Consider the following 13,678-nt stretch of genomic DNA (forward strand, 5'->3'; position numbering starts at 1 on the left):
TTATGAGCCAACAACTCCGTGCGGTTATTATTGACGACGAAACCAACGCCCGCGAAGCACTCACCAACCTGCTCAAACTGATCTGCCCGGAAGTTGAAATCTGTGGAGAAGCCAAAAATGCCGATCTGGGCATCGAACTAATCAAAAAAGAGCGTCCGAACCTGATTTTTCTCGACATTCAGATGCCGGGGAAATCCGGTTTCGAAATGCTGTCGAGTTTCGGAAACGTGAATTTTGGCGTGATTTTCACCACGGCGTATCAGGAATACGCCATTCGCGCGTTCCGGTTCAGCGCGATCGATTACCTGCTCAAACCGATCGATCCGGACGAATTGCAGACGGCGGTTGAGCGGTTTAAATCGAAAGTAAGCAGCGTCAATCCGCAGCAGTTGCAGATTTTGCAGGAACAGATCGAAACCTCGCCCAGTCTGCGGCTGGTTCAGCGCAAGAAAAACGACAATCAGCGCATTGCCCTGCCCACCGCCGAAGGCATTCATTTTGTGCAGATGACCGAAATTATTCAGTGCGAATCGCTGGGGTCGTACACCAAATTTCACCTCGTTAAAGGCCCGGCGATTGTCGTGTCGCGGTTGTTGAAGGAGTACGAAGAGATTCTGGACAACTATTATTTTTTCCGCGTCCATCAGTCGAACATCATCAACCTCGAACACATCAAGCGGTACGTCAAGGGCGATGGCGGTCAGGTCTGGATGAGCGACAACACCGAAATCGAAGTATCGCGTCGGCGCAAGGATGAGTTCCTGTCGCTGCTATCGGATTTTTACGTGAATTCGGGGAAGTTGAAGTAAAACCGGTTCCATTGCTATCAGAGTGAGCCAGTTGTTTCAGAATCAATACATATTCGTTCTTTTTCCTATTTTTACTGCATGAGCAAACAATCAAATCAGTATGACAAGATTTTTCGGGAAAATATAGAAGCCGTCATACCTAGTTTGATGCAAAACGTCCTGGGAATCATTGCGGTTTTGTCCGAAGAGTTGCCTGATGATATTCAGCACACGAAAGAGCGAAAACCGGACGTGTTGAAGAAAATCACCGACATTCAAGGCAACACCTTCATTTTACAGATTGAATTTCAGGTTGCCGACGAACCGAAAATGGTGTATCGAATGGCTGAATATTACATCATGCTGGAAAGAAAGTATGAGTTACCGATTGAACAGTTTGTCATTTTCTTGGGTCCGCCCAAACCGCAAATGCCTACGCAGTTGGCCCGCAAACGCCTGATATTTGACTTTCCGCTGATTTCACTGGCCAGTCTCGACTACCACATTTTTCTCAAATCAACCCACCCGGAAGAAATCGTTTTAAGCATCCTGGCTGATTTTCAAGGCGAAGCTCCCGACAAAGCCTTGCAACAGATTATTCATCGGATCGAAGAAACGACAACCGGGGATCTCGCGTTAAAAAGATATTTCAACCAGTTGCGCGTTTTGGCGCAGTTGCGTAATTTGGAACTAACATTCAAAGAAGCCATGGACAGTATTGAAAAATTCATCAGCGAAGAAAGGGATGTTCTTTATCTGCGCGGGCTTGACAAAGGCGAGGAGAAAGCAAAAAAGCAGACACAAACTAAGTTTGTAACTAATTTGCTTTTAAAAACTGATTTTTCAGTAGAACGAATTGCCGAAATTACTGATGTATCCATTGATTTTGTCAAAGCAATTCAACAGAAAATTGGTAGTAAATAGCGGTTTTGAGGTTCACATGCCGTTTTCAAAATCCGCTCCGGCATCTGTTTTCCGCTCTGCTTTTTTCTAAAAGGCCGTATTTTTCTTGCTTATAATTTGCCGATCCTCCAACAATCTGGCGCTATTATCAGACAAGCATTCCATTTTATCTCCAGCCAATTGTAGGGCAATTTCCTCCGCGTTTAAAGCCAAACCCTCCTCCTGCATAGTCTTCATTTCTGCCCCTCCCACAGGTTGTAGTTTTGAATCATCAAAGGGAAACAAGGACAGCACAACAAATAAATTTTCCTTGCAAACGCCCGATTCAAACTCTTAACAACAACTCTCTCAGTCATGAAAACGTCAAAATTTTTCGCTCTCCTCACCATCATTGCTTTCGTCGGTTTCAGTTCCTGCAGTAAAAAATCGGACGATGTATCTCCGCAGGAAGCCGCAACAGGTACCGCCGGTTTCCGGGTCAAAATTGACGGCAAAAGCTACGCTCCGGATTTTTCGTACGCCCTGACTAATTTTCCGGGCAATGACAAATACTACGCCATTTACGGCCTGGACAGCAAAACCAACGATGTGGTAGCGATTGCGCTGCCCAATACCGCTGGGGTAGGAACCCACGAAATCAGTAATGTTACATTTGGAGTGATGAATCTCGGCCAACAAAATTTTTCGACCATCAACGGCGGAACAGGAACCATTACAATTACGACAAAAACCGCAACGAATGTGGCCGGAACCTTCAGCTTTACGGCCTACGACCCCGCTGGTGCCCAGAAAAAGGCATTAACGGAAGGAAGTTTCAACGTGGCATTCCGGTAAAAAAACCGCCTGATTTACTGTCCCGGCCATATCCACAAAGCCAGTCCGCAAGACTGGCTTTTTTTATTTCCTGCCCAATTGACTGGCGAATTTATTGATCAGACCGAAAAAATTCCGAATACAAAATCAAATAAACAATCATATATATAATTTAATTATATATTTCAGAAAACTTTATTCTATTATGCTGATTCTGAACCTTTCTCTCCGCCCTAATCGGGTTTATCATTCTCTGTTTTTATGGCTTGCTGGCTGGTGTCAAATTACGCTGGCACAAACTGCTTTATCGGACAAAATCCGGCAGGTTGAAAACAACCTTTTACCCGCCATCGTCGTCGAAGGTGAACAGCCATTTAATCTGACCGATCGGATGAAGCAACTCAAGGTTGCCGGGCTCAGCATTGCGGTTATCAAAAATGGGAAAGTGGAATGGACGAAAGGATACGGTTTTGCCAATCGGGAGGAAAACCGCCCGGTCAATGAAAACACGATGTTTCAGGCGGCTTCGATCAGTAAACCAGTGGCCGCATTGGCGGCTTTACACTGGGTTGAAAAAGGGCGATTTTCCTTGGATCAACCGGTTAATACGTACCTGAAAGACTGGCAACTACCTGAAAATAAATACACTACCAGTGAAAAGGTAACACTCCGTCGGATCATGAGCCACACGGCCGGGCTAACCGTACACGGTTTTCGGGGGTATGCCAACGGCGAAGAAATACCGTCACTTCTTCAACTATTGAATGGGGAAAAACCTGCCAATTCACCGGCGGTAGTTCCGGATACGGTTCCTGGCTCTGTTTTCCGGTATTCGGGTGGTGGTTATACGGTTTTACAAAAAGCTTTGGTCGATCAGCTTAACCAGCCGTTCCCGGTTCTGATGCAGGAAACCGTTTTTTCAAAAATCGGAATGCCGCACAGCAGCTACGAACAACCACTGTCCGATCGGTTTCGGCCGTTCGCGGCCACGGGTTATCAACTGAACGGACAGGCGATTAGCGGCAACTGGCATACGTATCCCGAAATGGCAGCCGCAGGATTGTGGACAACCCCGTCGGATCTGGCGCGTTACGTGATCGAAATTCAAAAATCCGTTCAAGGTAAATCCAACCGATTGATTTCCAAAAAGATGGCAGATCAAATGATGACCAAACATTTGGATCAGTACGGTCTTGGCCCCATGATGCAAAACGAGGGCGATTCCATGCTGTTTATTCACGGCGGAACCAACAACGGTTTTCGCAGCCTGTACGCAGCGCAGGTCTACCACGGCAATGGCGTGGTGATCATGACCAATTCCGACAACGGTTTTACGATTATCTACGAACTTCTGCGAAGCGTTTCGAAGGCTTACGGCTGGAATTTTTACAATCCGAAGGGGGATGGCTGGAATTTTTATAAACCGACCGTCGTCAGAAAACACAACCTGAGCGCGGAACAGATCCATCGAATCGTCGGTAAATACAGCATGCCCGATTACACGTTTGATATTGTTCAGACCAACGGAAAACTTTACCTGCAACCGCATTGGGACAAAGCCGTCATGGAGATCATTCCCGAAAACCGAACCCGTTTCCTGGACCGCGACGGGCAATATCGACTGGATATGATCTATGAAAACAACACCGACGTGAAGGCGATAAAAGTGTACGGTGATGTATTTACCCGGGAAAAGTGAGGAAAACTGCCTCGGTTTTGTTGTATTACTTCCAGCCCGATGAGCTATATTGCGGGCCACGTTTCTCCGTCTGGAAAATTTCTCACGTATGGAAAATCAGATTTTAGGTCTTCACCACATTACGGCCATTGCCGGAAATGCCCAGAAAAATGTCAATTTTTACACCAAAGTGCTGGGGCTGCGGTTTATCAAAAAAACCGTCAACTTCGATGATCCGCATACGTACCACTTTTACTTTGGCGACGAAGGCGGTTCACCAGGCACCATTCTGACGTTTTTCCCGTGGGGCAGTGCCGTTCAGCCGGGCCGACGCGGAACCGGCATGGCTACCGAAATCGGCTATTCGGTTCCGGCGGGCAGCCTCGAGTTCTGGCAGAAGCGGTTTGCGGATCACAACGTCATTTACAACAAACCCACGCAGCGGTTTGGCGAAACCTACCTGCCTTTTCTGGACCCCGACGGGCTGAAACTGGAATTGATTGTTTCCAAAACCGCCGACAACCGGACGCCCTGGGAGACGAGCGACGTCAAAGCGGAGGTGGCGACGAAAGGGTTTCACAATGTAACATTAACGCTGCGAAATATCAGAGACACGGCCGATGTTCTGACCGAACTTTTTGGTTATCAGCTCATTGACCAACACGTTAATCGCTACCGGTTTGCGACCAGCGCGGTCGAAAATGCGTCGCTGGTCGATCTGGTGGAAGTTCCGGGCGAAAACCAGGGACACGTTGCGGGCGGAACCATTCATCACGTGGCTTTCCGGGTCAAGGATGAAGCGGTTCAGAAAGTTTTTCAGGAGCGGATCGCCGACAAAGGATTTGAAGTCACCGAACAGATCGACCGGAATTATTTTCATTCGATTTATTTCCGGGAACCGGGCGGGGTGTTGTTTGAAATTGCCACCGACAACCCCGGTTTTACCGCCGATGAATCCGTCAGCGAATTGGGAACGCACCTGAAGTTACCCGCTCAATACGAGCCCCGGCGCGCTGAGATTGAGCGTCATTTACCGGTTTTGCTATAAATACACTTTCACCATTTGCTGCCAGTATTCGGCCTTGTGGGCGCGGCCTTCCCAGACATACAGATCGTGCGGGATCTGCTTTTCACCCAGCGATGAACTCAATTCGCGGTTATTGTCGATAAACGGATCGTCCTGCCCGATGGCGATCAGGAAATGCATCCGGCGGAGCAGGGCCAGCGTGCATTCGTCGTGCAGATTGGGCAGAAAATGCGTGGGCGTGTTGAAGTAAATCGTTTCGTCGTAATAGGTGTCGAACAATCCCCGAAAACAGTCGACCGGTTTTGATAAATCGTATCGACCGCTGAGTGCCACCACTTTACCGAACCACTGAGGATGCCGAAGGGCAATGTTTACGGCGTGGTAGGCACCAAAACTACAGCCAAACGAGATCATGAACGGTTGCGGATTTTTCTGGCGGGTAAACGGCAGCACTTCCTCCAGAATATACTGCTCGTACTGCAAATGCCGGGAAACGCGTTCGTGCGGGGGAATCCAGCGGCTGTACAAACTCTCGGCGTCGACGCTGTCAACGCAGAACAGTTGCAGGTTGCCATTGTCCAGTTTATCAGACAGCGCATCGACCAGACCAAAGTCTTCAAAATCGAAAAACCGCCCGCGTCGGGTCGGGAAAACCAGCACCCGCGCACCGGCATGGCCGAAAACCAGTAACTCCATATCGCGATTCAATCGAGGACTGAACCATTTGTGGTATTCCCGATGCATAACTGCCCCTGTTCAATAAGCAATTTGCACAGATTTTCAGTTACCGAACAGATTTTTTCTTAAAGAATTTGTTAAAAAATCTCGGGATGCTGTAACATAACCTGTTGCCAAAGCGCGTACCCTTTCCGGCTCAGGTGCAAACCGTCCGATTCGAACAATTCCCAGCGGGGGCGACCGCTGTTGTCGAGCATGGGCGTGAAAATGTCCACATAATGATAACCGGGCATTCGTTCGATTTTCTGCCGGATGAGCTGATTGGCAAACCGGATGGTGTTGATGAGGTGCCAGCGCGCCGGGCTCGGTTTAATGGCGACAAATGAAAACGGCACTTCGGGCAAATGGCGCTGCATTTTAGCCGTCAGCGCGCAGAAAAACAGGTAGACCTCCTCCGCATGGCGGCCGTCGCCCAGGTCGTTGTCACCGGCGTAGAACACGATCGAGCGCGGCTGAACCGGCACCACCAGTCGTTCGAAAAACCAGCCACAAGCCGCCAGCGTCGAACCACCGAACCCGATGTTCAACACCGGTTTTCCGGAAAAATCCTGATCGAGCGTGTTCCACAACCGAATGGAGGAACTGCCGTAAAAAACCGTGCGGTTGGTGACTTCGGCGGTGGATCGGACCTTTTTTTCGAGTTGATGGACTTCGTCTTCGTACCAGATCATGGGTTTCGGGAATGGTTCCGACAAAAGTACGCGTACCCACGGACTTTAGGCCACGGGCAATCGGAAATAAAAGGCCGCGCCCGGTTCAACGCCTTCTTTCAGCCCAATCTCCCCACCCATCGATTGAATAAACTCCTTGGAAATGGCCAGCCCGAGGCCCGTTCCGCTGACCTGCCCGTTCTGACCGGGTGCGCGGAAATACCGGTCGAACACTTTGGAGCGATGTTCGGGGCGCAAACCGGGTCCAAAATCCCGAACCGTAAACTCCACTTCCTTGCCCATCTGCCGAACCGAGATATCAACCGCGTTCTCTTCCGGACTGTGCCGAATGGCGTTCGACAACAGATTAACCAGCACCCAGGTAGCTTTGTCCGGATCGGCTTTGATAGCGGGCAGGTTGGTCGGATCGGCAACCGCAAACCGTATATGTCGCTGACTGGCAGCCACTTCCAGCGCCCGGGTCGCGTAATGAACCAGATCGCCCGGATCAACAGACCGGATTGTCAACTGAATCTGGCCCGATTCGACCTGGGCCATGTTCAGGAGTTCGCCAGTGATGTTCAGCAGGCGGTCGGCGTCGTTGCGAACGTGATCGACCAGTTGTTTCTGCTCTTCGTTCAAGGCACCAACGCGTTGATCGTCCAGCAGTTTCAGGCTCATTTTAATGGCCGAAATGGGCGTTTTCAATTCGTGCGAAACCGTGGCGATGAAGTTGGTTTTGGCCAGGTCGCGCTCCTGGTAGGCGGTGATATTTTCGAGAACTATTACCCAACCGGCGGCAATGGGCTGCTCTTCGCCGGTGCGCGTCAGCGTCACCTCGTGCGTCTGCCGGTTAAAATAGCTCTCTTTTCCTTCGTCAAAAATTTTCAGAAATTTCCGGTCGGCAGCAGCTTCCGACGGTTTTTCCATCAGGTTCTGAATCAGCGTCCGCAGCAAATCGTTGGTCAGGGCCACATCCGGTGCGTACCGGCCCACCACCTCGGCCTCCTGAACGCCCAGCAACCGGCAGGCAACAGGGTTGGCAAACCGGATTTTTTTCTTCTCATCCAGACCGATAATCCCGTTGTCCATCAACTGAATCAGCGTATCGATGCGTTTTTTCTCGAACAGCACATCGGCCAGTTTGGTGTGCTCGTATTCATCGAGTTTATGCGCCATCGAGTTGAACGCCCGCGCCAGTTCGCCAAATTCGTCGTCCGACTTGAAATGCAGCCGTTCCTCAAAATTCCGGCTGGCCACTTCCTGAATCCCACGCGTCAGTTCCCGCAGCGGATTGGCAATGTAACCGGGGAAATTGACGATGAAGGAAAAAAGAATCAGGAAGCAGAACGTGCCCATCACTGCCAGCCAGACCAGCGCGTCTTTGGCGGTTTGCTCGGCCACGGTATTTTTCCGGAACATGGCCTGCTGGTTGATCGACCCCAGTTGCAACAGATTTTGCTGCATCCGAGCGACGGTCAGGGAGTCAATGCGGTTTCCGGATTTTAGGCGGTCGAAATCCGCCCGGAGTGCATCGGCCAGTTCTTTTTCGCCTTCCTCCGTCAAATGGGTTTCCTGCCCGCGCAGGGCGGTTTCGAACGTTTTCAGGGCGTTGGGGTCGGTATTGCGCGTCAGCAGGGCCTTTTGCATGCTTCCCACAAACTGCAACGACGTGTAATTGTCCTTCAGAATCGCCCGGGCATCGTTCGAAAGCTGGTTCAAATAATACATTGCCAAGCCGCCCACCAGCAGCATAACGACAAACAGGAAGCCCAGCGCCAGCGATATTTTTACTTTTATTGTCATGACAGAATCACTAAATCAATGTCCGATTCCGAAAGTTTAGTCAGCAACCGATTGAATGCATTCGTGCGCAGAATGACCTGCCGGAGGTTAAAATGCGGTTTTCCGATGCAGACGGTCGTAATTTTTCGCTTCTCACACTCCTCAACCAGTGCGTTAAAGATACTCTTGTTTTTCACCTGAACGACTTCCGCGCCCAGTTCCGTCGCCAGTTTCAGGTTGTTGATCAAATGCCGCTGCACGTCCAGCTTGATGCGGCTGGAATCTTCGGCGGGCGTCTGCACGTACAGCACGCACCAACGGGCCTGGTAATAAGCCGCCAGCCGGGCGGTTTTTCGAATCACGCTCCGGGCCACCACCTGATTGCTGCTGATGGACGCCATCAGGCGCTCGGGCCGGAACTGCGCACCAACCGGCAAAATCGTTTCGACTTTTCGTTCAACCGCCGTCGCCACTTCTTTCAGTGCCAGCTCGCGCAATTGCAGAATTTTATCGGCCTGGAAGAAATTGCGCAAAGCGGTTTCGACTTTGGCCGGATCATAAATCTTGCCATCTTTCAGACGCATAATCAGCTCATCGGCCGGCAAATCGATGTTCACCACCTCGTCGGCAGTCTGCAAAACCCGGTCGGGCACACGTTCCCGCACCTCAATGCCGGTGATGTTGTGCACCTCGTCGTACAGACTTTCGATGTGCTGAATGTTGACGGCGCTGACCACGTTAATGCCCGCTTCGAGTATTTCGAGCACATCCTGCCAGCGTTTTTCATTTCGGGAACCCGGCACGTTGGTGTGCGCCAGTTCGTCCACAATCACCAGTTCAGGATGCTGATTCAGAATGGTTTGCAAGTCCATCTCTTCCAGTTCGCGACCTTTGTAAAACACTTTCCGGCGCGGAATCAGCGGCAATCCTTCCACCAATGCCTGCGTTTCGGCCCGGTTGTGCGTCTCCACAAAACCTACCTTCACATCGATCCCTCCGCGCAGCAGCGCGTGCGCTTCCTGCAACATGCGGTAGGTTTTGCCGACCCCCGCACTCATCCCGATGTAAATCTTAAACTTCCCCCGGCGCGACTCCTGAATGAGCCGGAGAAACTGGTCAGCAGACTGATCGCGGTTGTTGTCCATGTTGAGAGGTGATTGAAGATTGACCATCGACCGCCGACCATCGACGATTGACTATGGTCGATGGTCAATCGTCATTCTAGAAACTTACAGCTATTGAGGTCGTGACTGCCTGGTTGGTTCGTCGCACCGGGGTTGTTGCGGTTTCGGAAAAAACCGCATCCTTGCTGCTGAAAACCCGGTATTCAATCCGCCAGACCGCATTAGGCAAAACCGCGTAGTCGTAGTTGACGGAATAACCCCAGGTTTGAAAACCGTTCAGCGTACCCGTGCTGATAATCACCCCGTTTTTGTCGTTGTAATATTCCGCCCGCCCCGCTACGTAGCTTTTGGGGCTGACGGCATACCGGGCAATCACCACCGGCGAATACCAGACGTAACTTCCACTTCCAACGCGCCTTCCTTCACTGATGAGCGGTTTTCGGTCGGCACCGAAGTCGAAGCCCAGCGTAACGCCCAACTTGCCGGTCGGATTGATGATGGCGTAGAAATTATTGAAAAACCGGGTCTGTTTCAACGAATCCGGCCGATCTGATCCCAGAAATGTACTCCAGTTAAGCGTCAGTTTTGAGCTGGGCTTGAACTGCACCTGGGTACTGAACGACGGTTTTGTATAGCCCGCCAGCCGGTTGATCCGCTGCCAGCCGTTCAAAACCGATCCCAGAACCGTCCATTTTCCATTCGGTGCGTTGTAGGTCAGTTTGGCTCCGGCCAGGTAATACGGCGAATTTTCGGCTAACAGGCTGCGCGTCAAGGTCCAGCAATCCTTGGAAACCGCACTCTCAAACCCGATGTGGGACGTAAAAATCCCGGCCTCCAGCCACAGATCGCGGTTTTTAATCAGCTTCACGCCCGCATTGGCTTCGTAAATATTCCGCAGCAACGGCTGCTCGGCGGCATAGTTGTACTGGGCGTACGTACCCACCTGAATTGCCAGATTTGCCCGTACTCGTTCGTCGGAATAAGCCGCCTTGAGAAACGCCAGATTCACATTCACCTCGCGGTTTCGTTTGTGGTTATACAGAAAACCGGGCCGCTCCTGCGCTTTAGGCTGGCTCAGGTCCTGCGCGTAATAGACTTCGGCGTAACCGGAAAAGGTTAGTTTTGAAGCGGATGACGAATCGGTTTGTCCAAACGAATTGCGACCCAAAACCGCTATTAAAACAGCGGTAATTATTAAAACTTTCTTCATGATTTGATGCGGCTATTCTACCAGCCGAGTTTTGTTGCACTACATGTACCCACGGACCACCGGGCGACCTCGTTTAGTCCCTGAGATCCTGGCATTTTTTATGTAAACTTTAAGAGATTGTCCAAAAATCTCATCTTCTACCGTAAAGGTCCGCCCCCAACCCCCTAAAGGGGGCTTTAATCGGTGTGCTAAAGCCCCCTTTAGGGGGTTGGGGGCAAAGCGAAAGAAGGAAAATTGTAATTTTAGACAGTCTCTAAGCAAAGGCTTCACGGACTAAAGTCCGCGGGTACGTAATTCGTCCAAACCGACATTCAGGCGAAGCACATTTACTTTGGCCGGACCAAACAAGCCCAGCAGTGGCCCTTCGGTTTGACTATCAACCAATTGGTTCAGCTTTTCTACGGAAATACCGCGCACTTTCGCAATCCGGGCCAGCTGAATTTTAGCCGCTGCGGGCGACAGATCGGGGTCGAGGCCGGAGCCGGAAGCCGTCACCAGTTCGGCGGGAATAGCGGCTTTCTGAACTTCGGGATTATGCACCAGAAAGGTATCAATCCGCGCCTGAACGGTTTTCAGGTAATCCGGATTGCTCGGCCCTTTGTTCGACCCCGCCGACCCGGCCGCGTTGTAATCCACCGCAGACGGGCGGCTGTTGAAATACCGGTCTTCCGTAAATTGCTGGCCAATCAACTGATAACCAACCACTTTTCCATTGACCAGAACCGTTTCACCTTTGCCGCCACCCGGCGCAAATCGGGCAATTCCGGCGACGAGCAAAGGATAAATAACCGCTAAAAGAACCAGCATGACCAGGGTCAGTCGAATGGCTGGGGAGATATGAGTTTTCATTTTTTTAATTTGTTAGATGAATAATCCGACGACTAAATCCAGGAGTTTAATACCAATAAACGGCGCGACAAGTCCGCCAAAACCGTAGATGAACAGGTTCCGGCGCAACAGCGCGCTGGCCCCGATCGGTTTGTATTCGACCCCGCGCAAGGCCAGCGGAATCAGCATCGGAATGATGATGGCGTTGAAAATAACCGCCGACAAAATAGCCGACTCCGCACTGTGTAACCGCATGATATTCAGGCTTTGCAGGGCCGGTATGGAAACCGTAAACAGCGCCGGAACGATGGCAAAATACTTAGCGACGTCGTTAGCAATCGAGAAGGTCGTGAGGGTTCCGCGCGTGATCAGCAACTGTTTACCAATTTCCACCACTTCAATGAGTTTGGTCGGGTCGTTGTCCAGATCAACCATGTTACCGGCTTCCTTCGCAGCCTGCGTCCCGCTATTCATGGCCACGCCCACGTCGGCCTGGGCCAACGCCGGGGCATCGTTCGTTCCGTCGCCCATCATCGCGACCAGTTTCCCACCGGTTTGTTCGTTGCGGATATAGTTCATTTTGTCCTCCGGTTTGGCTTCGGCGATGTAATCATCCACTCCCGCCTTTTCGGCAATAAACCTGGCCGTCAACGGATTATCACCCGTTACCATCACGGTTTTGACGCCCATTTTCCGCAGCCGGTCGAAGCGTTCGGCAATCCCCGGTTTGATAATATCCTGTAGTTCGATGACGCCCATCACGGTTTCGTTTTGGGCAACGACCAAGGGCGTACCACCATTGGCGGCAATTTTTTTGGCCTGTTCTTCGGTTTCAACTGGAAAAGAATGGCCCGCCCGAACCACCATATTTCGGATGGAATCCGTGGCCCCTTTCCGAATCCGAAGCCGTTCAGTGCTGCGGCCATTTTCCGGCAAATCGATGCCGGACGAGCGGGTTTCGGCGGTAAACTTGATCAGCGTCGCGCCGGTGGTGCTTAGGTTGCGCGTCACTTCCGGCCCCGCCAGTTCCACAATTGACTTTCCTTCCGGCGTTTCATCGGCCAGCGAACTCAGCGCACTGGAGCGGATCATGTCGTTTTTGGAGATACCTGGTGCGGGGTAAAAATGGGTCGCCTTCCGGTTTCCGATCGTGATTGTACCGGTTTTGTCCAGTAGCAGCGTATCCACATCCCCGGCGGTTTCAACGGCCCGGCCCGACTTGGCAATCACGTTCGCCCGCAACGCCCGGTCCATGCCCGCGATCCCGATGGCCGACAGCAAACCGCCGATAGTGGTCGGAATTAGGCAGACGAAAAGTGAAATCAGGGCCGCAATGGTAATCGGCGTATTGGCGTAATCGGCGAACGGTTTCAGGGCCACGCAGACGATGATGAAAATGAGCGTAAAACCGGCCAGCAGAATCGTCAGGGCGATTTCGTTCGGGGTTTTCTGCCGACTGGCTCCTTCCACCAGCGCAATCATTTTGTCGAGAAACGACTCGCCGGGCTGGGTCGTCACCTGCACTTTGATGCGGTCGGAAAGCACTTTGGTACCGCCCGTGACCGACGATTTATCCCCTCCGGCTTCGCGAATAACCGGTGCCGATTCGCCCGTAATGGCCGACTCGTCGATGGTAGCCAGCCCTTCAATGATCTCACCGTCGGACGGAATGATGTCGCCGGTTTCGCAGACGAAAACGTCGCCTTTCACCAGTTGCGACGACGGAATTGTTTGAATTTCATTGACTTTCATCATCCCAACTGCGCGAATCACTTTGGCCGGGGTTTCCTGCCGGGTTTTCCGCAACGATTCGGCCTGGGCTTTGCCCCGCGCTTCGGCGATGGCTTCGGCGAAGTTGGCAAACAACACCGTCACCAGCAGGATCAGGGTGATGACCAGGTTATAGCTCAGCGTTCCCTGAGTCGTGTCGCCCGAAAAGGCAATGTAGGCGGTCACCAGCACCATGATAAGCGTGCCGACTTCGACGGTGAACATGACCGGGTTCTTGATCAGAATAGCCGGATTTAGTTTGATAAACGACTCCCGAATGGCTTTCCCGACGAGCTCGCGCTGGAAGAGGGAGGATTGTTTTGGCTGTGCCATAGTGTTATATTTGAAAAAAATGTCTTGTGTT

General features: G+C 51.5%; 12 protein-coding genes. 5 read left to right on the plus strand and 7 right to left on the minus strand.

All coding sequences use genetic code 11. From position 1 onward, the window contains the following. The first annotated feature begins 2 nt into the window (after positions 1-2). The 5 genes from GJJ30_RS17760 (at position 3) to GJJ30_RS17780 (ending at position 5,230) form a co-directional block, all read left to right on the plus strand. The gene (locus GJJ30_RS17760) at positions 3-809 is read left to right on the plus strand and encodes a LytR/AlgR family response regulator transcription factor (protein ID WP_154176527.1); all 807 of its coding nucleotides are present in this window, start codon (positions 3-5) and stop codon (positions 807-809) included. Positions 810-986: 177 nt separating this feature from the next. Next, complete coding sequence (locus GJJ30_RS17765; RefSeq protein WP_229313214.1) at positions 987-1,712, plus strand: RpnC/YadD family protein; 726 nt, start codon at positions 987-989, stop codon at positions 1,710-1,712. A 333-nt stretch (positions 1,713-2,045) separates the two neighbouring features. Then, complete coding sequence (locus GJJ30_RS17770; RefSeq protein WP_154176529.1) at positions 2,046-2,525, plus strand: DUF6252 domain-containing protein; 480 nt, start codon at positions 2,046-2,048, stop codon at positions 2,523-2,525. Positions 2,526-2,709: 184 nt separating this feature from the next. Then, positions 2,710-4,203 (plus strand): serine hydrolase domain-containing protein, encoded by a 1,494-nt coding sequence (locus tag GJJ30_RS17775; RefSeq protein WP_154176530.1) that lies wholly within the window; start codon positions 2,710-2,712, stop codon positions 4,201-4,203. An 88-nt stretch (positions 4,204-4,291) separates the two neighbouring features. Continuing rightward, the gene (locus tag GJJ30_RS17780) at positions 4,292-5,230 is read left to right on the plus strand and encodes a ring-cleaving dioxygenase (protein ID WP_154176531.1); all 939 of its coding nucleotides are present in this window, start codon (positions 4,292-4,294) and stop codon (positions 5,228-5,230) included. Here GJJ30_RS17780 and GJJ30_RS17785 read toward each other — a convergent pair. The 7 genes from GJJ30_RS17785 to kdpB form a co-directional block, all read right to left on the minus strand. Next, the gene (locus GJJ30_RS17785; RefSeq protein WP_310588326.1) at positions 5,225-5,905 is read right to left on the minus strand and encodes an esterase family protein; all 681 of its coding nucleotides are present in this window, start codon (positions 5,903-5,905) and stop codon (positions 5,225-5,227) included. The genes GJJ30_RS17780 and GJJ30_RS17785 overlap by 6 nt on opposite strands. A gap of 119 nt (positions 5,906-6,024) precedes the next feature. Beyond that, positions 6,025-6,618, minus strand: a complete 594-nt coding sequence (locus tag GJJ30_RS17790; RefSeq protein ID WP_154176533.1) for an SGNH/GDSL hydrolase family protein — start codon at positions 6,616-6,618, stop codon at positions 6,025-6,027. A 45-nt stretch (positions 6,619-6,663) separates the two neighbouring features. Beyond that, the gene (locus GJJ30_RS17795; protein WP_154176534.1) at positions 6,664-8,403 is read right to left on the minus strand and encodes a sensor histidine kinase; all 1,740 of its coding nucleotides are present in this window, start codon (positions 8,401-8,403) and stop codon (positions 6,664-6,666) included. Continuing rightward, positions 8,400-9,527 (minus strand): sensor protein KdpD, encoded by a 1,128-nt coding sequence (locus GJJ30_RS17800; RefSeq protein ID WP_205880579.1) that lies wholly within the window; start codon positions 9,525-9,527, stop codon positions 8,400-8,402. Before GJJ30_RS17800 ends, GJJ30_RS17795 begins: the two co-directional genes overlap by 4 nt. 76 nt (positions 9,528-9,603) lie before the next feature. Beyond that, positions 9,604-10,716, minus strand: coding sequence for a porin (locus tag GJJ30_RS17805; RefSeq protein ID WP_154176536.1), 1,113 nt, complete (start codon positions 10,714-10,716; stop codon positions 9,604-9,606). Between the two features lie 273 nt (positions 10,717-10,989). Then, positions 10,990-11,565 carry a K(+)-transporting ATPase subunit C gene (locus tag GJJ30_RS17810; protein WP_154176537.1) on the minus strand — a complete coding sequence of 192 codons (576 nt, stop codon included), beginning with the start codon at positions 11,563-11,565 and terminating at the stop codon, positions 10,990-10,992. A 12-nt stretch (positions 11,566-11,577) separates the two neighbouring features. After that, positions 11,578-13,647 carry a potassium-transporting ATPase subunit KdpB gene (gene kdpB, locus GJJ30_RS17815; protein ID WP_154176538.1) on the minus strand — a complete coding sequence of 690 codons (2,070 nt, stop codon included), beginning with the start codon at positions 13,645-13,647 and terminating at the stop codon, positions 11,578-11,580. Between the last annotated feature and the right edge of the window lie 31 nt (positions 13,648-13,678).

The sequence above is a fragment of the Larkinella terrae genome, from assembly GCF_009668025.1.
Taxonomy (GTDB): Bacteria; Bacteroidota; Bacteroidia; order Cytophagales; family Spirosomataceae; genus Larkinella; species Larkinella terrae.